At 67.2% G+C, this 22,298-nt stretch carries 23 protein-coding genes; 15 read left to right on the top strand and 8 right to left on the bottom strand.

Annotation, left to right across the window (positions count from 1 at the left end; translation table 11 throughout):
• Nucleotides 1–173 precede the first annotated feature (173 nt).
• Nucleotides 174–950, bottom strand: coding sequence for a class I SAM-dependent methyltransferase (locus VIK36_RS00980; RefSeq protein WP_255175706.1), 777 nt, complete (start codon nt 948–950; stop codon nt 174–176).
• Between the two features lie 207 nt (nt 951–1,157).
• Between VIK36_RS00980 and VIK36_RS00975 the strand changes: the two genes are divergently transcribed.
• The 3 genes from VIK36_RS00975 (at nt 1,158) to VIK36_RS00965 (ending at nt 5,607) form a co-directional block, all read left to right on the top strand.
• Entirely contained in the window at nt 1,158–2,801 is a 1,644-nt protein-coding gene (locus VIK36_RS00975) for an ATP-binding protein (protein WP_324643759.1), read from the top strand.
• 20 nt (nt 2,802–2,821) lie between these two features.
• Nucleotides 2,822–4,372: a putative bifunctional diguanylate cyclase/phosphodiesterase gene (locus VIK36_RS00970; RefSeq protein WP_324643758.1), complete on the top strand. Its 1,551-nt coding sequence runs from the start codon at nt 2,822–2,824 to the stop codon at nt 4,370–4,372.
• Between the two features lie 170 nt (nt 4,373–4,542).
• The gene (locus tag VIK36_RS00965) at nt 4,543–5,607 is read left to right on the top strand and encodes an EAL domain-containing protein (RefSeq protein WP_324643757.1); all 1,065 of its coding nucleotides are present in this window, start codon (nt 4,543–4,545) and stop codon (nt 5,605–5,607) included.
• Between the two features lie 63 nt (nt 5,608–5,670).
• On the opposite strand, the gene VIK36_RS00960 is transcribed toward VIK36_RS00965, so the two are convergent.
• Entirely contained in the window at nt 5,671–5,907 is a 237-nt protein-coding gene (locus VIK36_RS00960) for a DUF6480 family protein (RefSeq protein ID WP_324643756.1), read from the bottom strand.
• 134 nt (nt 5,908–6,041) lie between these two features.
• On the opposite strand from VIK36_RS00960, the gene VIK36_RS00955 reads away from it, so the two are divergent.
• Nucleotides 6,042–6,401: a hypothetical protein gene (locus VIK36_RS00955; protein WP_324643755.1), complete on the top strand. Its 360-nt coding sequence runs from the start codon at nt 6,042–6,044 to the stop codon at nt 6,399–6,401.
• Nucleotides 6,402–6,422: 21 nt separating this feature from the next.
• Here the strand turns inward: VIK36_RS00955 and VIK36_RS00950 are convergent, their stop codons facing one another.
• The 4 genes from VIK36_RS00950 to VIK36_RS00935 form a co-directional block, all read right to left on the bottom strand.
• Nucleotides 6,423–7,262: a glycerophosphodiester phosphodiesterase gene (locus tag VIK36_RS00950; RefSeq protein ID WP_420716239.1), complete on the bottom strand. Its 840-nt coding sequence runs from the start codon at nt 7,260–7,262 to the stop codon at nt 6,423–6,425.
• Nucleotides 7,263–7,302: 40 nt separating this feature from the next.
• Entirely contained in the window at nt 7,303–7,566 is a 264-nt protein-coding gene (locus tag VIK36_RS00945) for a hypothetical protein (RefSeq protein WP_324643754.1), read from the bottom strand.
• Between the two features lie 123 nt (nt 7,567–7,689).
• A complete protein-coding gene (locus tag VIK36_RS00940) occupies nt 7,690–8,508 on the bottom strand; it encodes an HAD family hydrolase (protein WP_324643753.1) in 819 nt (272 codons plus the stop codon).
• Nucleotides 8,509–8,612: 104 nt separating this feature from the next.
• Complete coding sequence (locus VIK36_RS00935) at nt 8,613–9,416, bottom strand: hypothetical protein (RefSeq protein ID WP_324643752.1); 804 nt, start codon at nt 9,414–9,416, stop codon at nt 8,613–8,615.
• A 141-nt stretch (nt 9,417–9,557) separates the two neighbouring features.
• On the opposite strand from VIK36_RS00935, the gene VIK36_RS00930 reads away from it, so the two are divergent.
• Complete coding sequence (locus VIK36_RS00930) at nt 9,558–9,989, top strand: LexA family protein (RefSeq protein WP_159634668.1); 432 nt, start codon at nt 9,558–9,560, stop codon at nt 9,987–9,989.
• Nucleotides 9,990–10,012: 23 nt separating this feature from the next.
• Nucleotides 10,013–11,311, top strand: a complete 1,299-nt coding sequence (locus VIK36_RS00925; protein ID WP_324643751.1) for a Y-family DNA polymerase — start codon at nt 10,013–10,015, stop codon at nt 11,309–11,311.
• A gap of 107 nt (nt 11,312–11,418) precedes the next feature.
• Here VIK36_RS00925 and VIK36_RS00920 read toward each other — a convergent pair whose 3' ends face one another.
• Nucleotides 11,419–11,565, bottom strand: coding sequence for a lmo0937 family membrane protein (locus VIK36_RS00920; RefSeq protein WP_159634671.1), 147 nt, complete (start codon nt 11,563–11,565; stop codon nt 11,419–11,421).
• Nucleotides 11,566–11,864: 299 nt separating this feature from the next.
• Between VIK36_RS00920 and VIK36_RS00915 the strand changes: the two genes are divergently transcribed.
• The 9 genes from VIK36_RS00915 (at nt 11,865) to VIK36_RS00875 (ending at nt 21,474) form a co-directional block, all read left to right on the top strand.
• Nucleotides 11,865–13,043 (top strand): ABC transporter substrate-binding protein, encoded by a 1,179-nt coding sequence (locus tag VIK36_RS00915; protein WP_324643750.1) that lies wholly within the window; start codon nt 11,865–11,867, stop codon nt 13,041–13,043.
• Between the two features lie 471 nt (nt 13,044–13,514).
• Complete coding sequence (locus VIK36_RS00910) at nt 13,515–14,291, top strand: matrixin family metalloprotease (protein WP_324643749.1); 777 nt, start codon at nt 13,515–13,517, stop codon at nt 14,289–14,291.
• A gap of 133 nt (nt 14,292–14,424) precedes the next feature.
• Nucleotides 14,425–15,444, top strand: a complete 1,020-nt coding sequence (locus VIK36_RS00905) for a VOC family protein (RefSeq protein ID WP_324643748.1) — start codon at nt 14,425–14,427, stop codon at nt 15,442–15,444.
• A gap of 6 nt (nt 15,445–15,450) precedes the next feature.
• Nucleotides 15,451–16,413, top strand: coding sequence for a fumarylacetoacetate hydrolase family protein (locus tag VIK36_RS00900; RefSeq protein ID WP_324643747.1), 963 nt, complete (start codon nt 15,451–15,453; stop codon nt 16,411–16,413).
• Nucleotides 16,410–17,441: a cyclase family protein gene (locus VIK36_RS00895; RefSeq protein ID WP_324643746.1), complete on the top strand. Its 1,032-nt coding sequence runs from the start codon at nt 16,410–16,412 to the stop codon at nt 17,439–17,441. The genes VIK36_RS00900 and VIK36_RS00895 overlap by 4 nt, the downstream gene beginning before the upstream one ends.
• A gap of 51 nt (nt 17,442–17,492) precedes the next feature.
• Complete coding sequence (locus tag VIK36_RS00890; protein ID WP_324643745.1) at nt 17,493–18,617, top strand: FAD-dependent monooxygenase; 1,125 nt, start codon at nt 17,493–17,495, stop codon at nt 18,615–18,617.
• Nucleotides 18,614–19,687 carry an amidohydrolase family protein gene (locus VIK36_RS00885; protein WP_255173977.1) on the top strand — a complete coding sequence of 358 codons (1,074 nt, stop codon included), beginning with the start codon at nt 18,614–18,616 and terminating at the stop codon, nt 19,685–19,687. Before VIK36_RS00890 ends, VIK36_RS00885 begins: the two co-directional genes overlap by 4 nt.
• 11 nt (nt 19,688–19,698) lie before the next feature.
• Nucleotides 19,699–20,697 (top strand): fumarylacetoacetate hydrolase family protein, encoded by a 999-nt coding sequence (locus tag VIK36_RS00880; protein ID WP_324643744.1) that lies wholly within the window; start codon nt 19,699–19,701, stop codon nt 20,695–20,697.
• On the top strand, nt 20,698–21,474 hold the full coding sequence (locus VIK36_RS00875; protein WP_324643743.1) for an SDR family oxidoreductase: 777 nt from the start codon (nt 20,698–20,700) through the stop codon (nt 21,472–21,474).
• Between the two features lie 22 nt (nt 21,475–21,496).
• Here VIK36_RS00875 and VIK36_RS00870 read toward each other — a convergent pair whose 3' ends face one another.
• Nucleotides 21,497–22,237, bottom strand: a complete 741-nt coding sequence (locus VIK36_RS00870) for an SDR family NAD(P)-dependent oxidoreductase (protein ID WP_324645341.1) — start codon at nt 22,235–22,237, stop codon at nt 21,497–21,499.
• Nucleotides 22,238–22,298: the final 61 nt, after the last annotated feature.

Here is a 22,298-nt window from a genome sequence, read left to right as displayed (position 1 = left end):
AACCGTCCCCCCGGCTGGCGTGGCCTTCCTTTCACCTCGGGGCTAACTAGTAAGTCTACTTACCATGGAGCCTCTGGATCGGGCCGGTGTCAAGGGGAAGGACGGCGGCCTGCGGACTGGCTGCGGGAATCCGGACAAGTCTGCGGGGAGGGTTGAATGCCCTGCCCTGGGGTCTACCGGCGTGGGCGGACGATTGCGTAATACCCGGGCACCCGGTCCTGGCCGGGCACGCCGGTCACCGGGTTGGTTTCGATGGCCGTATGGCCATCTTCAAGGAGTTCCCAGGCCGACGCCGGGAACGTCCGTTCGCGCTCTTCGGGCCCGAAGTGCCCCGGCATGGGGAGCCCGCGGATGGCCAGTTCCAACGGCGCCGGAATGCCCCGCGTGGTTGCCCCGAGGTGGGACACATACTCCACCGGGTTGCCCTGGAAGTTGGTTTCCGCCATGAAGACGGTGCCGCGGCGCCCGGCCAGGAGCCGGAGGTTTTCGACCAGCGCCATCTGGTGCGCCGGGGCAAGGACGTGCAGGACGCCGCGGATGAAGACGTTGGCCCCGTCCTTGCCTGCGTTGAGGGACCCGGCCAGGGCCGCTCCGGCACCCTCCGCCGTCATGTCCCGCGCTTCAAAGGTCGTGTTGCCGCTTCCCGCGGACTCCGCCCGGGCCCGGTCAACGGCGTGCGGCGAGACATCAACGCCAACCACCCGGGGGAAGACGCCTGCGAGCGCCCGGGTGAAACTGCCATGGCCGCACCCGGTATCCACCACGGGAAGCGCGGGGTCCAGGTAGCGCAGGAGGCTGTCCTTGTAGCCCAGGAACTCATGGTCGCTGCCCGAATCCCACAGGACCTCCCCGCCGGGGCCCGTGGCCGTGATTCGTGCCCAGTAGGTGTCCCACGCCTGGTGCCGGTCTTTCGGCGCGCCCCGCGACAACCTGACGAGCTTGGGAATCATCAGGTACTTCTGCAGGACGGACCGCGGCGACTTCGTTGGGGAGGACACGGCTCAAATATATGTTCCGTCCCTGCCAACCGGCGCAGCTTCGGCCACATTACGGCGTGCCCTGCCCACGGGGCGCGAATAAGGGGTGGGCGCGGGCGCTCTGGACCCCTGTGGCCGCCGTCCCCCTAGAATGTACTCAACTGGGAGGAAGGGAACACTGTGACGGCTGTGCCGAGTGGCGTGCGCCTGACCCGCACCGCCGTCGTCGCTGATCCCGACGCCGGCCGGCTGGCCCGTAACGCCCAGGCACTGCGGGACGCGGGGTACGGCGTCCGGGAAGCGGCGGACGCCGCCAGCCTCGCCGCGTTGCTGAACGCAGGCCAGCCTTCCATCGTCGTCGCCGACGCGCTTCTGTCCCCTGCCCAGTCCGCGGCCCCCGTCCTCGTGATGGTGGACCTGGACAATCCGCAGGAGGTGGCCGCGGCCAACCCGGCCGGCGTCCACGACTGCATCACCAAGCCGCCGGAGCCCAAAGAACTGGTCCACCGCGCATCCGTCCTCATCGAGCAGGTGTCCCGGCGCCGCGCCGCCCGGCAGGAGGCCGAGGGACTCCGTGAGCAGCTGCGCGAGGTCTCAGCCGCGGTACGCGCCACCAACGATCCCCAGGAGATCGCCAACCACGTGGTCTCTGGTTTCGGCCGGACCTTCAAGGCCGACCACGTGGTGCTGGCCACCTTCGAGGACCACCGCGTCCCGGTGATCATGGCGACCTGGCACCGGCAGGGGCTGGCGGAACTGCCCAAGGACGACCTTCCCGGCGAGGACGAGGCCCGCGCCACGGCCGATGCGCTTTGGGCCGGGACAGAGACGCTCTCGTCGGACGGAAATGAAACCGAGCCCAGGGCCGACGAAAAGCCGGCCAGGGCCGTGGCGGGGGCGGCTTCCACGCTGGCGGTGCCCATCGGCGAAGGCAACTCCTCCCTGGGCATCATCTGGATCGCCATGATGGACCGGCCACGGACGTGGTCCAGCGCCGAACTGGGCCTGATCCAGCACGTGGCCGGCAACGCGGCCTACGGACTCATCCAGAGCCACCTGATCAGCAGCCAGCAGCAGGTGGTCAAGCAGCTGCGCGAACTCGACAAGGCAAAGACGGACTTCCTGGCCACGGTGAACCACGAGCTGCGCACGCCGCTGACCTCGATCATGGCGTACCTGGACATGATCCAGGAGAGCACCGAGCACCCGGTGTCCAAGGAGGTCCACCAGATGCTGGACATCGTGGTCCGCAACACCGAACGGCTCCGGACCCTCATCGAGGACATGCTCAGCGTCTCCCGGGGCGGGCTGGACAACGCGGACATGCAGCTCGCACCGGTGCGCCTGGGACGCACCCTGGATTTGGTTGCCGCGGCGCTGCGCCCGCTGGCCACCCTGCAGAACGTCACCATCGATGTGGACCCGGTTCCGGAGGATCCGGAGATCCTGGCCGATGAGGTGCAGCTGCAGCAGGTCTTCACCAACCTCGTGTCCAACGCCATCAAGTTCACCCCCAGCGGCGGCCGGATCGAGGTGGGCAGCGAATCCCACGCCGCGGCGGACGGGTCCAAGTGGGCCACCGTGCGCATCGCCGATACCGGCATCGGCATCTCGGACGACGAAATCAACCATGTGTTCACCAGGTTCTACCGGGCCTCGAACGCGATGAACGGCGCCATCCCCGGCACAGGGCTGGGCCTTGCCATCTCCAAGGACATTGTGGACCGCCACGGCGGCCGGATCGATGTCGCTTCCACCCTGGGCACCGGGACCACCGTCACCGTCAGCCTTCCCCTCGGCACTGACCGCGTCCAGGCCAACTAGGCGCCGAAGGAGGACTGGCCATGTTTGCCAACGACGATCCCCGGCTCTCCCAGCTCCTGGAAGGCATTGTCCGGCTTGCCTCCGGCGACCTCACCTCCCGGATAGAAGTCTCACCGGCCCGGGACGAGCTCGATGCGATCATCATGGGCACCAATCTGCTGGCCGAAGACCTGCAGGTCATCTACGAGGAACTCGAGCAGCGGGTGCAGGTCCGGACCCAGCTCCTTCACGAGGCCCACCTTGAGATGCAGAAGATGGCCATGCAGGACCCGCTGACCGGGCTGGCCAACCGGTCGGCGCTGCTCGAAGCCCTTCGCGCCGCACTGGAGGCCCGTGCCGCGGCGGACGGCGGGGGGTCCGAAGAGGGGCCGGCCATCCTGTTGATGGACCTTGACGCATTCAAATCCATCAACGACAGCCTGGGGCACACGGCCGGGGACCAGGTCCTGGTGACCGTGGGTGAAAGGCTCCGTACCGCGGTGCGCGCCTCCGACGTCGTAGCCCGCCTGGGCGGGGATGAATTCGCCATCGTCATGCCCTCCGCATCGGCGGACCAGGCGGCGATCGTGGCACACCGCATCCTGGCCTCCCTCAACGAACCCATTGAACTTCCCGGCCGCAGCGTGCGCTGTGGTGCCAGCATCGGACTCAGCGTGGGCAGCGCGGGCCAGAGCCCTGAGGACATGCTGATGGAGGCCGACGTCGCCATGTATGCCTCGAAGGCCGAGGGGCAGAACAAGCTGCACCGGTTCGAGCCCGCTCTGCTGCTGGTGCGCCGGCTCCGCAGCCAGCTGGTGGATGACCTGCGGGCCGCCATCAAGGGTGATGCGCTTACGCTGTACTACCAGCCGGTGGTGGAACTTGGAACGGGGCGGATCGAAGGCGTGGAGGCACTGGTCCGGTGGAACCACCCGACCCGCGGATTTATCATGCCTGACGAGTTCATTCCCCTTGCCGAAGAGGCGGGCCTGATCTCCGAACTTGGACTCTGGGTCCTTAGGACCGCGGTGAAGCAGCTGCGGGCCTGGATTGATGCCGCCCTGGTGGATAGCAGGTTCTCCGTGCGCATCAACATCTCCGCCACGGACCTGCAGAGCCTGCAGTTCATCGAGGACGTGCGCAACACCCTGCAGGAGACCGGCGTCAGGCCTGAACAGGTTGTCCTGGAGTTGACGGAAGTGGCAATCGTCAAAGGCAACGAGCTGGACCGGTACTCGCTGGGCGGGCTCCGCGGCCTGGGTGTGGGCATCGAGATCGATGACTTCGGCACCGGCTACTCGTCCATCAGCTACCTCCGCCGGCTGCCGGTGGACCGGGTCAAGGTGGACCGGTCACTGATCACCGGGCTGGAGAGCGATCCCAGCCAGCCCGCGCTGGTGGCGGCAGTCCTGCAACTGGTGCGGGCATGCGGGCTGGAAGCGGTGTGGGAGGGCGTCGAAACGGCGGAACAGGCAGAAATCCTCCGCGGCCTGGGTTGCCGCAGCGCCCAGGGCTACTACTTCAGCCGGCCCATTCCCCCGGACCAGATTCCGGAACTGCTGGCTGACCAGCAGGAAAGCGCTAACCAGTAACGCAAAAACTACTGCACTTTCGTGGCCGCCGTTATACGATCAGCGTGCGGTGTCTGGTTTTTCGCCGCCTCGGAAATCAGGTTGGCAGCACCGTTCTTTTATAAGGCGTTTGGAAATTTGAACATTATGGGGCCATCGGGTCATTACTTCGTCAACTGGGGGCGTTGCTAATGTCGGTTCGGGTACAGGCATGGGGAATTATCGCCGCCGTGCTGGCGGATACGGATCCTGCGGGAACCGCCGTCCGGCAGCGGCTGAGCAACAGCCTCGATGAGAATCCAGGCGTGCCGGAACGGGCCCTGCTGGAGTATCTCCTCGAGACCCGGCGCAGCGACGCCAACGTGACGGAGACACTGGAAGCCGCCAGGGACATGCGACTCACGCCGCCCGCGCTTCCGCCGCAGTTTGCGGAGCAGTTGGATGCCATCCGCAGCGCTTCACGGATCAGCACCCTGCTTGAGAACCAAATGCTGATGACCGCGTTCCAGCCCATCTACGGACTGGAAGGAAGAACCGTGGTGGGCGCCGAAGCGCTCTCCCGGTTCGTCAGCGACGACGGCGCAGCCGCGGAGCTGTGGTTTGCGGAGGCCGCCGCGGTGGGCCTGGGCGCCAACCTCGAGTTTTCCGCTCTGGGTTCGGCGGCAGCAGCCGCGAAGGACCTGCCCGAAGACCTTTACGTTTCCCTCAACATTTCCCCCACGTCCTGCCTGGACCCGCGGCTGCCGGAGCTCTTCGACCACATTGAATTGCCCACCCACCGGGTGGTGCTCGAATTGACCCAGGACATTCCCGAAGAGGAATACCTGCAGTTCCTTTCCTCGATCAATCCGCTGCGGGAAAAGGGCCTGCGCATCGCCGTCGACGACACCCACACCGGCGCCGGCGCGCTGAGCCGCATGATCCACCTGCGGCCCGACTTCCTCAAGGTGGGCCGCAACGTGATCGGCGACGTCGACAAGGACGGCCTCCAGCGTGCGCTGGCTGCGTGCCTGGTGGACTTCACCGACCAAATCGGCATCACCCTGGTGGCCGAGGGCATCGAAACTGTGGGAGAGCTCAAGGTCCTCACCGAACTGGGCATCAGCGCCGGCCAAGGCTACCTGCTCGGCCGGCCGTCGGTGCGGCCCAAGGACTGGGCCAGCTGGAACACGCGCCTCGATATGGACGGCCTGGAGCGCCACCTGGCCGGCCCGGGGGAACTCCGCGCCACTGCCCGGGGAACAGAGTCTTCCTGAGGACCTGACGCAGGCAGCGGGGCGGCGGGCAGCATGCGCGCCGCCCCGCTGCACGTCCAGGCCCTATTCGGAGTGGCCCTGGTCCCTGCTCATCTGGTCCTCCGCGGGCGGCGTCTCTCCCGGCGGGACTCCCCCGCCCGGTTCCAGGCCGGTGACGTTGCCTTCCAGCGGATCCGGGTTCGGCGACCCGGCCGACTCCCGGCTGCGCTGCTCCGCGGGATGGGGCTGGGCGGCGCCCACCTCTTCCTTGCCCGGGCGGTCGGGGTTCGCGGGGTCATTTTCCGGATGGTAAGTGCTCATTGCCTTTCCTTCCTCTCCGGCTGCGGTTCGGTTCCCCAGCACTGGACTAATTGTAAGCATGCTGATAATTCTGGAGGAGTAGGGCCGGTACGCCGCTGGGGCGGCCGGCACGCAACGCCGGAAGGAGCAGTCACATGGGTATCGGCGACAGCATTGGCAAGGCAGCAGAAAACGCCATGGAGGACCTGGCCGGGACATCCAAGCCGACGGAGAAAACGGACGTGCCGGACCCGGCAGATCCCAACGACGACGTGGAGGTCCACTCGTCCCTGAGCGAAGGCTCAAACGCGATGGAGGCGGAGAAGCAGAAGGCGCCCGGCCTCAAGACCGGGGCTGCCCCGGCTCCGGTCTCCAACAGCCCGCTGGGCGGGGACGCCGACAGCGACAAGGTGCACAACGGCAGGGCGCCCGGGGACCGGGAGCAGAACGGCACAGCGGACGACGCCGGCCTGGCCGGGGACGCCACGGCGCCCACCGAAACAGACCGGGGCTAGGCAGCCTGGAACAGACCGGGGCTAGCCGGCCGGGCCGGGCGTCCGGTTGGCTTGCCCGGGCCTCTCCGGCCACTGGCCGCGGACGCGCAGCACGTCGCGGAGCAGGTCCGCCCGGTCCGTGACGATGCCGTCCACCCCCAGCTGGAGGAGCCGGTGCATCTCGCCGGCATCGTTGATGGTCCACACATGTACCACCAGGTCCAGGTCATGCGCCCGCCGGATGAAGCCGGGGGTGACTACAGGCACCCGCCCATAGCGGACGGGCACTTGCAGCGCATGCACGTCCCGGAGCACCCGGCGCATGACCCACCGGAACACCGGGCGTGGAAGCGCCGGCCCCAGCAAGGTGAAGAGGGCGTTCGAAGCCACTCCGGCGGACGAAGCCACAGGCCGGCTGAGCAGTTTCAGCACCGCGCGCCGCCGGCGGTCCGAAAAGCTGGTCACCAGGACGCGGTGGTGCACTTGGTGCCGCTCGATCGCGGCAGCGGTGCTGCGGACCGAACCCCAGTCCTTTATGTCGAGGTTCAGCCGCGCTTCGGGAAGCTGGGTGACCAGTTCGTCGAACGTGGGGATGGGCTCGCGGCCGTTGATCCGTGCCTTGGCCACGTCCGCGGCCGGAAGTTCCGCCACCCGGCCCCTGCCGTCGGTGACCCGGTCCAGCGTTTCGTCGTGGAAGAGCAGCAGCACGCCATCCGCCGTGGTGTGCACATCCGTTTCGAGGTAGCGGAAGCCGAGGTCGACGCCGGCGCGGAACGCGGCCATGGAGTTTTCCAGGCCCTCAGCCGAGAATCCGCGGTGCGCCATGGCGATGGGAAGCTGCCGCCCGGCGTCGTCAGGGTGCTCAAAGAAAGGCAGGCTCACACTGCGAGCCTACCGCCCCACCCGTGATTGAAACCCGCCGTCAGTCCAGGCAGGCGGTCTCTCCGCAGGGAAGGATGTCCACGCCGTCGCCGCAGTGCAGCAGGGTCCGCCCGCGGCCGGCGTCCAGGTGGACCCACACCGCGGTGTGGTCCGCCGTGACGGTGTCCACCACGCCGCCTGCCTCGAAACCGGGCGCGAACAGGACCCGGACCCGGTCACCCTGGCGCAGCTGTTTCCAGTGCGGAGCGGGCGTTGCTTTGCGCTGCGGCGCATCGGCCGCGTGCTGCCTGATGTTTCGTGCCATCATTGCCCCCTTCGAGCGGCGGGAGGGCGCCTGCCCTCCACGCTTCACGCTACGAAGTAAAGGTGAACACCAGGTGAGCGCAGCCTGTGAAAATGGGGTGCCGGGTCCGGGGCAGCCCGGGGGTCAGGAAAACTGGACGCCCAGGGCAGCGAGCCGGGCCTCCAAAACCTGGGCCACGCCGTCGTCGTCAAAATGCGGCGCCTGCTGCCCGGCCGCGCGGATGGCTTCCGGATGACCGCTGGCCATCGCGTACCCGTGACCGGCCCAGCGGAGCATCTCGATGTCGTTGGGCATGTCACCGAAGGCCACTACGTCTGCGGCGTCGATGCCCAGCGCGCCTGCGTATTCAGCAAGCGTGACGGCCTTGTTCACGCCGGGAAGCGACAGTTCCAGCATGGCAACGCCCGGGGAGGAGTGGGTGGTGGCGGCCAGGTGTTCGACGGCGGGCGCCACCTCCGCGAGGAAGTCGTCCGGGGTGCCGTCGCGGACAATGGCGAGGAACTTGACCACGGAGTCATCGTCCGTGAGGGTTTGCTTCAGCGGCGCCGGGGTGAATTCGGCGAGCAGTTCGCTGGACTCGTTTTCGATGAAGCCGGGTTCCAGGTGGAATCCGGTGAGCGTTTCCGCGGCGAACAGCGCAGCCGGGCGGAGAGTTTTGATGATGCGCCGGGCTTCCAGGACGGTCTCGATGGCCAGTGTGCGGGCGGAGACCAGGCGGTCCGCCTCGAGGTCCCAGACCACGGCACCATTGGAGCAGATCACGCGGCCGGTGTGGCCCAGCTGTTCCTCCAGCGGGTGCAGCCAGCGGGGCGGGCGGCCGGTCACAAACACCAGTTCGACGCCGGCATCCCGGCAGGCGTGGAAGGCACGGATGGTGCGGTCACTGATTTTTCCGTCGTGTCCGAGGATCGTTCCGTCAATATCGCTTGCTACCAACCGCATCCTGCAAGTCTACGTGGGCGGTTGGCTCCCGTGCGCCGATTCCACGGACAGGAGCCGTGCGTAAGCTCGGCGGCATCCCGTCCAGCTCCCTCGAGTTGGGCTACCTACGGTGCCGGGACGAGCCGGAAGGCATAGCGGCTCTTGACCCCGTTACTTGGGGCCATGGTGAGGTCTGCCCCCTTGGTCCGCAACTCCACCGGGGCCCTAAAGACGTCGCCGTTGCAAGGGACGCTCACCGGAGCCAAAACTTCTGCCCCCGCCGGGCTGGACACTGAAAACTCAACCTCAGGCGCTCCTTCACAGAGGAACCGCACCTCGTAGCTGCCCGGATCGGCTGATATTCCCTGGCCAATGGCGGAACTTGAGCCTGCGTATCCGCCCAACTCACCCGGCAGCCAGGGTTGCAGCTGTTGGGCTGCCCACTGCGACAAGTCCTCCAATTCCGAAGCGCGCGGATCAGTGTTCGGCTGGAGCAGCACACCGGCGGCGGCGGGCTTATCGACGGGCGCAACGGCGCTGACGGTGATCGGGCCGCCCGTGTGCCGGATGAACCGCTCCAGGACGGAGTCGCACGTGTAGGGAACTGTCAGCGGCGGTTTTTCGCCTTGAACAATGGACACCTTAACGCCATGAACGCCCGCACATGCGCCCTTGACCACGTAGTCACCGGGAGCGAGAACAATCGAGAGTTCCCCTGACGGTTCCTCGTCGGTCGGCAAGCCAGGTTCATCCGCAGACGCCTGGAGCAGGCGTGCCACCTGCCCGGCGTTTTCCTCGAACGATGGCTTTTGCCCGCTGCCGGGCTGGGCATGGGATCTGGTTACGGTGTCCGCTGGACCGGCGTACTCACATCCGGCCAGCGGAACGGCCAGCACACCTGCAACGAACCAACATCTTGCTGAACGCATCCGCATCGCTTCCCCCAGAGCTCGCTTCGACCCGAGTCTAGTCCCCGGCTCTGCAACTTATCAGTGCGTCAGAGAGTGCCCGTTGTCAGCCCTCGGGTCTACACTGAAACTATCGAACATATTTTCGAATAAAGGTGTGTTGTGGGCGTTATTGTCGGTCCCCGCGTGATAGATGCGGGCGCCTCGTTGTTCTCGGTGCTGATTTCGCCGGTGGCGGTGGCGGCAGGCTTTCCGTCGCCGGCACAGGACTACTTCGACGGCCGGATCGACCTGAACGCGCACCTGATCAAGGACATCACCAGCACCTTCGTGGTCCGGGTGACGGGGGATTCCATGGAGGGTGCCGGCATCAGCGACGGGGACGAACTGATCGTCAACCGTGCCCTCGAGCCCAGGGACGGGGCCGTGGTGATCGCCGTCCTGGACGGGGAACTGACGGTCAAGCGCTTGCGCATCACCCGCACTGGCGTGGTGCTGCAGGCGGAGAACCCCAAATACCCGGACATCCATGTGCCCGCACTGTCCGAGCTGACCATCTGGGGCGTTGCCACCAGGTGCCTGCACCATGTCTGAGCTGCCCGCGCCTGGGGAGCAGCATGGCTAAGCCAGTCCACATGCGGCAGATGCCGCAGATCGCGCACGTGGACGTCAACTGCTTCTACGCCTCCGCCGAGCGCGCCTTCGACCCCTCCCTGGAAGGGCGGCCGCTGGTGGTGCTGTCCAACAATGACGGCTGCGCCGTGACCCGCTCCCCGGAGGCGAAGGCACTGGGCATCGCCACCGGCGAACCGTGGTTCAAACTTGCGCCGCGGGCCAAGGAGTGGGGCCTGGTGGCAAAATCCAGCAACTATGAGCTGTACGGCGACATCAGTTCCCGCGTGATGGAACTGCTGGGCAGGTACTCGGCCTGGCTGGAGGTCTACAGCATCGACGAGGCATTCCTGGGCGTCAAGGGCGCCCCGGACGAGCTGCTGTCCCTTGGCCGGAGGATGAAAGAGGCAGTCCGGCGGCACGTGGGGGTTCCCGTGTGCGTTGGCATCGCCCCCACCAAAACCCTGGCAAAACTCTGCAATAAATGGGCCAAGAACAATCCCGCCTTTGGCGGAGTCTGCCTGTGGGAGTCCGTTCCGGCTGACGTGCGGGAGGGTTTGATGGCCCGGCTGCCTGTCGATGAGATCTGGGGCATTGCCGGACGGCTGACAAAGCGGCTCAATGTGCTGGGAATCTTCACTGTCCAGGACCTTGTCAGGGCGGATCCGGTAATGATCAGGGATAAGTTCTCGGTGGTGCTGATGCGCACGGTCCTGGAACTGCGGGGCACCCCCTGCATCCCGATGGAAGAAGAGCGTATCGGTCGCGACCAGCTGATCTTTTCCCGCTCTTTCGCCACTCCTGTGACCACCGCCGCCGGACTTCGGGAGGTGCTCAGCATCTACGGGCAGCAGGCGAGCGCCAGGCTCTCAAAGCACGGGCTGCAGGCAAAGGTCCTGACGGCGTTTGCTGCCACGTCCCCCTTCCGGGACCACGAACAGGCGTACCCATCGGTATGCGTCCCGCTGCCAATGCCTACGGCGGATCCGCTGCTGCTCACCAGGGCGGCGCACGCGCTGCTGCCCAGCATCCGGGACGGACTCAAATACGCCAAGGCGGGCCTGATGCTCACCGACCTGCGGCCCACGGGAAACCAGCCGCCCCTGGAGCCTTTCGAGAACCGGCATGAGGAACGCGGCATCGGGCCGCTGCTTGAGGATGTGAGCCGCCGCTTCGGGCGGGGCACCATCGGGCTGGGGCACGCGGGCATCAAGTCCGGGCTGGACTGGACCATGAAACGGGACATGCGCTCGCCCCGCTATACAACGCACTGGGACGAGCTTCCTTTGGTCAAGGCGGCGTGAGGGGTCTCGCCGCCCTGAGGGGTTCACGGCGGCGTGACGGTTCAAGGCGGCCTGGGCCGCCGGTTCCCGCCGCCGGACGCTGGGCCGGCGGCGGGGACGCGGGGTTGCTAGACGCGGGACCTGCCACGGACGAAGTGGAAGATCAGGACCACCACTGCGACAACCAACAGGATGTGGATCAGGCCGCCGCCAATGTTCGCGAGCAATCCGAGAAGCCAGAGAACGGCGATGATGATGGCAATCCAAAGCAACATGAGAGTCTCCTTGATTAGTTTTACAAAATCCCCATGCCGTGCACGTACCCACCAAGGCTGCACGCGAATCACGGCCCGCACCTGCTGATGGGCATTCAAGGCCGCCGTTGCGTCCCGGGTGCGAACAGCCCCCTCCGCCGGACCTCCGAACAGAGTCCCCGCACGACGATTTTTGACGCCGCACTACGCCGCGTTGAGCGTTCGCGTCGCCGCGTGAACGCCCGCTACGGGATTGATTGTGGGGCCGCCGGGCGCTCCGTAATCTCGTCTCAGCATCCGCCCCAGCAAAGGATTTCCCCATGGCAAACCAGCAGGACAAGAGTCCGGAAGACCAGCACGGCTCCACCCGCATCGTCGCCGGGCAGCCAGCCAAGCCCACACGCCCGGTTGGCCTGAAGATCGGAATCGCCGCAGCCGTCCTGGCCCTCATCGGTGGGGGCGCCGCCGTCGCGTCCGCCGTGAACAGCGGGACACCGGCAGCCTCGCAGGAGGCTGCCCAGTCAGGCAACCCCGCGGCCGAACTGAAGCTCGGCTACTTTGGAAACGTCACGCATGCCCCGGCCCTCGTGGGCGTCAGCAAAGGCTTCATCAAGGACGAACTCGGCAGCACCAAGCTCAGCACCCAGGTGTTCAACGCCGGCCCCGCGGCAATCGAAGCCCTGAACGCAGGGGCCATCGACGCCACCTACATCGGGCCGAACCCGGCCATCAACTCCTTCGTGAAGAGCCAGGGCCAGTCAATCAACATCATCGCCGGCGCCGCAGCAGGCGGGGCGCAGCTGGTGGTCAAGCCGGAAATCACCTCCGCCGCCGATCTCAGGGGCAGGACGCTCGCCTCCCCGCAGCTGGGCGGCACCCAGGACGTGGCCCTGCGCGCCTGGCTCTCGTCCCAGGGGTACAAGACCAGCGTGGACGGCAGTGGTGACGTGGCCATCAACCCCACGGAGAATGCCCAGACCCTCAAGCTGTTCCAGGACGGAAAGCTCGACGGCGCGTGGTTGCCTGAGCCGTGGGCGTCACGCCTGGTGCTGAATGCCGGCGCGAAGGTGCTGGTGGACGAAAAGGACCTTTGGGACGGTTCGCTGTCCGGCAAGCCGGGCGAGTTCCCCACCACCATCCTGATCGTGAACCAGAAGTTCGCGGCAGAGCACCCGGACACCGTCAAGGCACTCCTAAAGGGCCACGCGAAGTCGGTCGAATGGCTGAACAGCGCTCCAGCCGGCGACAAGGCCACCGTCATCAATGCAGCCCTCAAGGAAGCAGCCGGCGCGGAACTGAAGGCGGATGTCATCGACCGCTCCCTGAAGAACATCGTCTTCACCGTCGACCCGCTGGCTGGAACCTACCAGAAGCTCCTCGCCGACGGCGTCACCGCGGGCACCACCAAGCAGGCCGACCTCAACGGCATCTTCGACCTGCGCGCCCTCAACAGCGTCTCGAACGGAAAGACCTCCGCCGCAGGACTCGGCAAGGAGTAAAGCCTCACCGATTGCTCCGTAAATGCCCTTTTGACCTCCCATAACGGCATCTACGGAGCAATCGATGTGGCCGCCGGCCCGCTTCGGCCCCGGAGCGGCATGCATCCGGCGCGGCCGCCTTTCTTGCTTAAATCCTGCGCCTTTCCCGCGGCAAGGCCGGGCAGCACGCCCCTAGGCTGGGAGGGTTGACCGGCGGCGGGCGGCAGGAATCAGGGGGTGCCGGTGCACGGCTTCGGGAATGACGATAATTCTCATCGGGACATGCCTGGCGGGTTCGCCCCGCCAAACGTCCGGCGCTCCCCCAGTGGACGTATCCCGCAATGGGCCATCGATGAAGCGTACGGCAGGGCAGAGGCTCCTTCGCCCTGGCGCGGTGCTGAAGCCCCTCACCGGCGCCGGAAAAAGTTCCGGAGCAGGGCGGGAAGACCAGGATCCCGGTCGAAGCGGACCACCCCGTCGCGGACAGTCCAGTTGCGGACCGTCCTTGGGATCGCCCTGGTGGTCTGCCTGTACTTCACGCCGACGCTCTTCGACCGTGTGGTTCTTCCCGCCGCAGCCCCCTACCTGCCCGGGGCGAAAATGCCGCCGCCCGGGTATGAGGCAGCCTCCGCACCCCTGGGCAGACCACCCGCAAGCACGGACTCCACCGCCTTTGTGCTGCAGGAGTCACCGAAAGAGGGCCAGCGGCTGGTCGCGTACGATCCCTGCCGCCAGGTCCATTACGTTGTCCGGCCGGACAATGCGCTGCCGGGTGGCGATGTCCTGGTCCGGGAAGCAGTGGCAGCAGTCTCCCAGGCCTCCGGCCTGCAGTTTGTCTACGACGGACCCACCACGGAAGCGCCGTCGGATGACCGGTCTGCCTTCCAGCCGGACCGCTACGGAAAGCGGTGGGTACCGGTACTCATCGCCTGGTCAACGCCCGTGGAAACGCCGGGCCTTGCAGGGAATGTTGCCGGCCTTGGCGGGAGCGGTTATGTGGAGGCCGCCGGGCAGCCGCTGGTCCTCGAAGCCGGCCAGGTGCGCCTTGATGCCCCGGACCTTGCCGGCATCATCGCCGGCCGCCCGGACGGCGCGGCGGAGGTGCGCGCCATCATCATGCACGAACTCGGACACGTGCTGGGCCTGGACCACGTCAATGATCCGACGCAACTGATGTATGCGGAAAACATGGGCGTCAGGAACTTCGCTGCGGGTGACCTCGCCGGGCTGGCCATGCTGGGCAGCGGGCCCTGCGTCCCGCAACTCTAGGACCAGGCGGACATAAGCGCGGCGAATATCTGATATCGAAAAGCTCGTCTTCCCCAAATATATGAAGTACTTCACAGTGGATACCAGGACCTGCACCGACCGACCCGCAGCCAGTAACCAGAAGGACTTCACCGTGGAAACTCCCCTCTCCCATCTTGCCCACCTCGAGATCACCAGCCCGGACGTCGAAGCCTCGGCCCGGTTCTACGAGGACAAGTTCGGCATGCGCATCATCGACCGCACGGACGGCAACGTCTACCTCCGCTGCTGGGGCGACTACTACCGCTACAGCCTGGTCATCACCGAAGGCCCCGAAGCCTCCCTGGGCCGGATGGCGTGGCGCACCAACTCGCAGGAAGCTCTCGAAGCCGCGGCACAGCGCATCGAAGCGACCGGCGTGCAGGGCTCCTGGAGCGCCGGCGGCCACGGCTTTGGCAAGGCCTACGAGTTCACCGGCCCCTATGGCCACCACATGCGCCTCTTCTACGAGGTGGACAAGTTCGTGGCCGAGCCGGGCTTCGAGTCCACCTACCCGGACCGCCCGGAGCGCCGCAGCAGCCACGCCGCCGCACCCCGTTTCCTGGACCACGTCACTGTGGCCTGCTCCGACGTGCGCGGCTTCGCCAAGTGGTACAACGAGGCCCTCGGATTCCGCGTCATGGCCTTCGTGGACCTGGACGAAGCCCCCATCACGGTCTTCTCCGTCCTCACCACCAATGAAAAGTCCCACGACCTGGGCGTGGTGGCTGACACCTCCGGCCGCCCGGGCCGCGTCAACCACATCGCCTTCTGGGTGGACACCACCGAGGACCTGCTCCGCACCGCGGACGTCATGATGGAACACGGCACCCCGATGGAGTACGGCCCCTCCATCCACGGCGTGGGCGAGCAGAATTTCCTGTACTTCCGTGAGCCGTCAGGGCTGCGCGTCGAGCTGAACTCCGGCGGCTACCGCAACTATGTCCCGGACTGGGAGGCCAACACCTGGAAGCCGTCCGAAGGTTCGAACAACTTCTACAAGAACGGCGCCATGCCGCATTCCATGACCGAGTCCTTCCCGCCGGCCGAAGGCTTCACCGCCACCGAGGAAGGCGCCTCCCCCGAAATGAAGGAAGCCCTCCTGAACCCCTACGCCAAGCACGGCCGGGGCTAACGCGCCATGTCTGAAGCAACCTATTCGCTCATCCGGTTCCAGGAAGCCGGGGACAGCAAGGCCGGGGCAGGCCTGCTGGTTAATAACCGTGTCCTGCCGCTGGACGGGGAGATCAACTCCCTGATCGAGCATTGGGACGCCACCGAAAGCCAGCTGGACTCCCTGGCCGCCTCCGCGGGTGAGGACACCGGCCTGGCGCTGGCCGACGTCGAGGTCCTTGCCCCAGTGGAACCGGCCCAGATCCTGCAGACCGGCGCGAACTACCGCAAGCACGTCATCGACCTGGCCGTCGCGCACCGCGAACCTGGGGAGGACGCCGAGGAGGTGCGCGCCACGACGGCGGCCATGATGGATACGCGCGCGGGCCAGGGCACGCCGTACTTCTTCATCGGACTTCCGACGGCGGTCGCGTCCGCTACCGATGACCTCACCCTCCCGTCCTACTCGAAGTCCCACGACTGGGAGCTGGAACTGGCGGCCGTGATCGGGAAGACGGCCTTCCGGGTCACCCCCGAAGAAGCGCTGGACCATGTCTTTGGCTACACCATGGTCAACGACATCACCACCCGCGAGTACGTCTTCCGCAAGGACATGCCGGCCATCGGCTCGGACTGGTACCGCGCCAAGAACGCTCCCGGGTTCCTGCCCACCGGCCCGCTGCTGGTGCCCGCCAAGTTCTTCGGCGACCCCCAGGACGTCCAGGTGACGCTCAGGCTCAACGGGAAGGCCATGCAGGACGAATCCACGTCCGACATGATCTTCGGCGTGGCCAAGCTGATCAGCGAAGCCTCCCAGATCATGCCGCTGCGCCCGGGGGACCTGGTCCTGACGGGCAGCCCCGCCGGCAACGGCCAGCACTGGGGCCGGCTCCTCCAGGACGGCGACGTCATGGAGGGCACCATCACCGGACTGGGCACCCAGCTCATCCACTGCAAAGACGAAACTCCCACCGAAAGCAGCAAGCCGTGACCACCCAGGACACAGCAACCGGCACCGGGGAATCAACCGATTCCCCGGTTGTCCGGCGTGAAGACCCGCTCGGCAGCATCCGCGCCATGGCAGTGGCCCACAACAACTGGGGCCGCTGGGGCCACGATGACGTCCTGGGCACCCTGAACTTCATCGACACCGGCAAGCGGATCGAAGCAGCGGCCCTGGTGAAGACCGGCGAGGCGTTCTCGCTGTCCCAGCCGTTCGACACCAACGGACCACAAAAAGGCTGGCGCCGCCGCACGAATCCCGTCCACACCATGACGGACACCGGAGTGGACGCCGAGCGCGGCAACCAGGGCTTCCCGCACGGCTTCGGCGGCGCGGACGACGTCATCGCCATGCCGCTGCAGTGCTCCACCCAGTGGGACGGCCTGGGCCACATCTTCGACCAGGGCAAGGCCTGGAACGGCCGCGCCGCGGGAGATGTGGTCACCTCGGAAGGCGACCTGGTGACCGGGATCGAGACTGCGGCAGCCAAGATCGCCACCCGGGGTGTGCTGCTCGACGTGGGCCGCGCGCTGGGTCCTGACCTGGGACGGGACGACGGCGAGCTGCCGGACGGTTTTGCGATCACCCCGGACCACCTCCAGCGGACCATCGGGCTCCAAGGCCCCAGTTCCGAAGTGCGCCGGGGCGACATCGTGGTGATCCGTACCGGGCAGTACTCCCGGGTACGCCGTGACGGCTGGGGCGACTACGCCGGCGGGTCCGCCCCCGGCCTGTCGTTCAGCACCGCGCCGTGGCTGCACAAGAGTGAGATCGCCGGAATCGCCACCGACACCTGGGGCTTCGAGGTCCGCCCAAATGAATTCGACGGCGCGTTCCAGCCGCTGCACCAGATCGCCATCCCCAACCTGGGCCTGTTCCTGGGCGAGATGTGGGACCCGGACGGGCTGGCGGAAGCGTGCGCGGCGGACGGCAGGTACGACTTCCTGCTCACCGCCGCGCCCCTGCCCATCACCGGGGCCGTCGGTTCGCCGGTCAACCCGATCGCACTCCGGTAACTTTTCCAAACAACCACCAGCAGTAACGCCGTCACACCAAAGGAGTCAGCGATGGCAGCAGTACAGAACGTCGGAATCGTGGGTGCGGGAGCCGCGGGGCTGGCAGCCGCCATCCTCCTGGCCGACGCCGGCATCCAGGTGGAAGTCCTGGAGAAGGCGGACGCACCCCAGACCCTCGGCTCCGGGATCACCCTCCAAGGGAACGCCCTGCGTGTCCTCCGCCAACTCGGCGTCTGGGAGCAGGTCGAGGCGAAAGGCTACGGCTTCAGCACCCTGGGCCTGCGCGCCCCGGACCCGGCAGGCACCGTCATCGCGGTCCTTGAGGACATCCGCACCGGCGGCGACGACCTCCCGGCCACTATGGGTATGTACCGTCCGGACCTGACGGCCATCCTTCGGGAACGGGCTGAGCGGGCGGGCGCCCGGATCAGCTACGGGGAGACAGTCACGGGGATAGCGGACGACGGCGGGTCCGTCACCGTCAGCACCGCCGACGGCGGCACCGCGGCCTATGACCTCCTGGTTGGCGCCGACGGCCTGCACTCCGCGGTCCGCAAGGCCATCGGCATCGACGTCGAGCCCAAGTCCACCGGTATGGGCATCTGGCGTGCCTTTGTGCCGCGGCCGAAAGAGGTTGTCCGCACGGACCTGACCTACGGCGGCCCCTGCTTCATCGCCGGGTACTGCCCCACCGGCCCGGACACCATCTACGCCTACCTGGTGGAAAAGGCACAGGAACGCAAACACGGGGACGGCCCCCGCATCATGGCTGAACTCGCCGCAGCCTACGGCGGCCCCTGGAACGAAATCCGCGCGAACCTGGACCAGAGTGCCCGCATCAACTACACGTGGTTCACCACCCACCTCGTCGATGGTCCGTGGAACCGAGGCCGCACCGTCATCATTGGCGATGCCGCGCACAGCTGCCCGCCCACGGTGGCGCAGGGTGCGGCTATGGCGCTGGAGGACGCCGCCGTCCTGGCCGAACTGCTGATCAACGCCGACCACGTGACCGAAACCCTGTTCAAGGAGTTCACCGACCGCCGGCTGGAACGGGCCAAGGCAGTGGTCAACGCCTCCGTCCAGCTGGGCCAGTGGATGCTCGACGGCGTCCGTGACGCCGACGTGCCGGGCCTGATGCACGGCCTCTCCGTGATGCTGAAGGAGCCGGCATGAGCACCGGCTCCGGTGGGTCCCCCACGGTGGACGTCCACGCCCACATCCTGCTTCCGGCCCTCCAGCAACTGGTGGCAGAAGCCGACCCCGAGGGCTTCGGCGCGCAGCAGGCCCTGGAGGTGCGGCGCAACGGACCTGAGTCGATGGCGGCTTCGGGCAGGATGATCAAGGAACGCTGGCCGCAGCTGACGGACCTGGACCGCCGACTGGCCGATATGGACGCCCAGGGTGTGGACGTCCAGCTGGTCTCGCCGTCACCGTCGCACTTTTACTACTTCGCGGGGGAGGAACTGGCGCTGGAGCTGGCAAAGCAGGCCAACCAGGCAGTCCGTGACTTCGTGGACCGGGCCCCGGAGCGGCTCAACGGGCTGGGCCTGGTCCCGCTCCAGCACCCCGGCCTGATGGTCGAAGCCCTGGACCACGCCGTGCTGGAATGCGGCCTGCTGGGCGTCGAGATCGGCTCCTTCGCCGCCACCCCCGCGGACCCGGAGCGCAGCACGGTTGAGCTCTCGGACCCCCGGCTGGAGGCCTTCTGGTCACGGGCGGAGGAGCTGGGCGCGCTGGTGTTCCTGCACCCGTTCGGCTGCTCCCTCGATGAGCGGCTGGACCGGTTCTACCTGGCCAACACCGTCTCCCAGCCCGCCGAAAACGCCGTGGCCCTGTCCCACCTGGTCTTCAGCGGCGTCCTGGACCGCCACCCTGGCCTCAAGGTCCTGGCTGCGCACGGCGGCGGCTACCTTCCCACCACCCTGGGCCGGTCCGACCACGCCTGGCGCGTCCGGCCCGAGGCACATGGGTGCGCCGAGCCGCCGTCGTCCTACCTGAAGAGGCTCTACTTCGACTCGCTGGTGCACAGCGCGGCCGAGCTGCGGGCGCTTGTGGCCGCGGCCGGCCCCGAGCAGGTACTGCTCGGCTCGGACTACCCGTTCGACATGGGCTCGGACCAGCCCGTGGCGGAGGTCGTTGAGGCACAGCTCCCCGGGGACCACCGGGCCAGCGTGCTGGCCGGAAACGCCGCAACACTGGGCATAACGCCCGCTTCGGTCCGCACCGCCAGCCACCCAGCCTAAGGAACAGATTCATGGTCAAGATCGCCCGTTGGAACCACGACGGCGGGACGCAGTCCGGCTTTGTTGACGGCGGCACCTGCCACGCCCTCCCCCAGGGCCAGGACGTGCAGGCGCTGCTCGACGCCGGACTGGAAAGGGCGCTGGATATTGCCCGGCACACCATTGGATACGGTCCTGCCGTTCCTTTGGCGGACGTGCAGCTGATTGCCCCGCTGGCGCCTGCCACCATCCGCGACTTCGTGGCGTTTGAAGAGCACGTCGAGGGTGTGCGGAAGAGCATCGACGGCGTGGCCGGCGTGGCAGCGGAATGGTATGAGGCACCCACGTTCTACTTCACCAACCCGCACACGGTGACCGGGACCGGTGCGGTCATCGGAATTCCCGCCGGCTGCACGGACCTGGACTTCGAAACGGAAGTCGCCGCCGTCGTCGGCCATGTGCCGGGCAGTGACGGCAGCAACCTGTCCGCCGGGGAGGCCCACCGGCACATCTTCGGCTACACCATCCTCAACGACTGGTCCGCGAGGGACCTGCAGCGCCGGGAAATGAAGGTCAGCCTGGGCCCATGCAAGGGCAAGGATTTCGCCAACACCCTGGGGCCTTGGATTGTCACCGCCGATGAGTTCGAGGACCGGCACGATGCCGAGGGGTTCCTGCCCATCTCCATGTCCGTGCACGTCAATGGCGAACAGATTGGCCAGGACCTGCTCTCCAACATGGGATGGCCATTCGCCGAGCTCGTGGCCTACGCCTCCCAGGACTCCGTGGTGCGCCCTGGAGACGTGTTGGGCTCAGGCACCTGCGGGAGCGGCTGCCTGGCCGAACTGTGGGGGCGCAACGGCGCCCAGACCCCGCCGCCGCTGAAAACCGGAGATACCGTCCGGATGACCGTGGAGGGCATCGGCACCATCGAAAACACCGTCGGTGACCGGCGCGAGGCCTCGACCAGGGTTGCCTCCCGGACACGCCCGCGGAACCGGACGGTCCAGCCGGCTCCGTCCGCGATCTAAGTGGTTTCCCTTCAGCTCGACGGCCGCACCGTGGTGGTCACCGGCGCGGCCCAGGGGCAGGGCGCAGCAGAAGCACGCCTGTTGGCGGAGGCTGGAGCGCGGGTTATCGCCACGGACCTGGCGCCTGACACACCGGCCGGACTGGCTGTGGCTGCACCGTCTTCCCGAGGGGAGCTGCTCTACCGGCAGCTGGACGTCAGCGATGCTTCCGCGTGGGCCGGACTTGCCGAGTGGGTCAGGTCCCAGGGGTGGCAGGTGGACGGGCTGGTCAACAATGCCGGCATCACGCAGCGCAGCCGCCTGTTGGATGCCTCGGTTGCTGACCTGCAGAAGGTTTACGAGGTGAACGTGGCCGGCAGCATGCTGGGCATCCAGGCGTTGGCTCCCCTGATGGGCAGCGGGGCAGCGGTTGTTAACGTCGGTTCCGTGGCGGGTCTCACGGCGCATTACCCGGTGGCCTACACCGCCAGCAAATGGGCCCTCCGGGGGCTCTCGCAAGTGGCAGCCATGGAGCTGGGCCCCCGGGGCATCCGGGTGAACACCGTCCACCCGGGCTTCATCGAGACGCCCATGACGGCCGGCGCCAAGCCGGACTTCCGGCAGGCCAGCGTGGCCGAAACCCCGCTCGGCCGCACGGGATGCGTGGAGGAAGTGGCCGCCGTCGTGCTCTTCCTGCTCAGCCCGCTCTCCTCCTTTGTGACCGGCGCGGAGATCCCCGTGGACGGGGGCCAGTCAGCGCACGGCGGGGCCAAGTCCATCTCCGACGCGCTGCGCTGACTCCCCCTCCAGGCAGGGAAGGTCAGCCGGGCAGCACTGCCGACCACCCGCCGTCGACCATCAGGTTGGCCCCCGTGACGTAGGAGGCTTCATCGGAGGCCAGGAACAGCGCGCACCTGGCCACTTCCTCGGGTGCGCCGATCCGCCCCAGCGGGATGCTGCCGGCGATGGTCCGCCTGGGGTGGCCGGCAGCGAGGAGGTTGCCATCGGTGGCAGCGGTGCGGATCATTCCGGGGCTGACGGCGTTCACGCGCAGCCCGTGCCGCGCCCCTTCGGCAGCAAGCTGTTTGGTCATGGCCACCACTGCGCCCTTGGTGGCGGTGTGTGCCAGCCGGCCATTGGTCATGGACCCGGTGACGCCTGCGGTGGAGCCCACCAGGACGATGGCGCCGTTCCCCGCCTGGACCAGCTGCGGCCAGAAATACTTCACCGGCAGGAACACCACGTCCATTTCGTGCTCAACGTTCCACTTCCAGTCGGCATACGTGAGCTCCTCGACAGGGGCGAACCGGGTGACGGCGGCGTTGGCGTACAGGATGTGGACCTGGCCGTGCTGCGCGGCGACGCCTGAAGCCCATGCCGCCACCGCTGCCTCATCGGTCAGATCCACCCGTGCACTGCTCATCCGTCCCCCGGCCCCGGTGACCGTCCGGACCGTGGCCGCGGCGCCGTCGTCGTCCATGTCGCAGCCCACCACGTACGCTCCTGCCTCGGCGAAGGCCAGCGCGGCGGCCCTCCCCTGGCCGCTGGCCGTTCCGGTGATGACGGCGGTCTTGCCGGCCAGGCGCTGGGTGGAAACGGGTATGGGGGTTCCTTCCGGGAGG

It is taken from the genome of Pseudarthrobacter sp. LT1 (assembly GCF_035621795.1).
Classification (GTDB): domain Bacteria; phylum Actinomycetota; class Actinomycetes; order Actinomycetales; family Micrococcaceae; genus Arthrobacter.
This window is presented reverse-complemented; position numbering and strand designations above follow the sequence as displayed.

What these genes read in the sequence shown, in the direction of transcription:
- VIK36_RS00980 (WP_255175706.1), bottom strand. Translation starts at nt 950, where the DNA reads ATGATTCCCAAGCTCGTCAGGTTGTCGCGGGGCGCGCCGAAAGACCGG.
- VIK36_RS00970 (WP_324643758.1), top strand. Translation starts at nt 2,822, where the DNA reads ATGTTTGCCAACGACGATCCCCGGCTCTCCCAGCTCCTGGAAGGCATT.
- VIK36_RS00965 (WP_324643757.1), top strand. Translation starts at nt 4,543, where the DNA reads ATGTCGGTTCGGGTACAGGCATGGGGAATTATCGCCGCCGTGCTGGCG.
- VIK36_RS00960 (WP_324643756.1), bottom strand. Translation starts at nt 5,907, where the DNA reads ATGAGCACTTACCATCCGGAAAATGACCCCGCGAACCCCGACCGCCCG.
- VIK36_RS00955 (WP_324643755.1), top strand. Translation starts at nt 6,042, where the DNA reads ATGGGTATCGGCGACAGCATTGGCAAGGCAGCAGAAAACGCCATGGAG.
- VIK36_RS00945 (WP_324643754.1), bottom strand. Translation starts at nt 7,566, where the DNA reads ATGGCACGAAACATCAGGCAGCACGCGGCCGATGCGCCGCAGCGCAAA.
- VIK36_RS00940 (WP_324643753.1), bottom strand. Translation starts at nt 8,508, where the DNA reads ATGCGGTTGGTAGCAAGCGATATTGACGGAACGATCCTCGGACACGAC.
- VIK36_RS00935 (WP_324643752.1), bottom strand. Translation starts at nt 9,416, where the DNA reads ATGCGTTCAGCAAGATGTTGGTTCGTTGCAGGTGTGCTGGCCGTTCCG.
- VIK36_RS00925 (WP_324643751.1), top strand. Translation starts at nt 10,013, where the DNA reads ATGGCTAAGCCAGTCCACATGCGGCAGATGCCGCAGATCGCGCACGTG.
- VIK36_RS00920 (WP_159634671.1), bottom strand. Translation starts at nt 11,565, where the DNA reads ATGTTGCTTTGGATTGCCATCATCATCGCCGTTCTCTGGCTTCTCGGA.
- VIK36_RS00915 (WP_324643750.1), top strand. Translation starts at nt 11,865, where the DNA reads ATGGCAAACCAGCAGGACAAGAGTCCGGAAGACCAGCACGGCTCCACC.
- VIK36_RS00900 (WP_324643747.1), top strand. Translation starts at nt 15,451, where the DNA reads ATGTCTGAAGCAACCTATTCGCTCATCCGGTTCCAGGAAGCCGGGGAC.
- VIK36_RS00890 (WP_324643745.1), top strand. Translation starts at nt 17,493, where the DNA reads ATGGCAGCAGTACAGAACGTCGGAATCGTGGGTGCGGGAGCCGCGGGG.
- VIK36_RS00885 (WP_255173977.1), top strand. Translation starts at nt 18,614, where the DNA reads ATGAGCACCGGCTCCGGTGGGTCCCCCACGGTGGACGTCCACGCCCAC.
- VIK36_RS00880 (WP_324643744.1), top strand. Translation starts at nt 19,699, where the DNA reads ATGGTCAAGATCGCCCGTTGGAACCACGACGGCGGGACGCAGTCCGGC.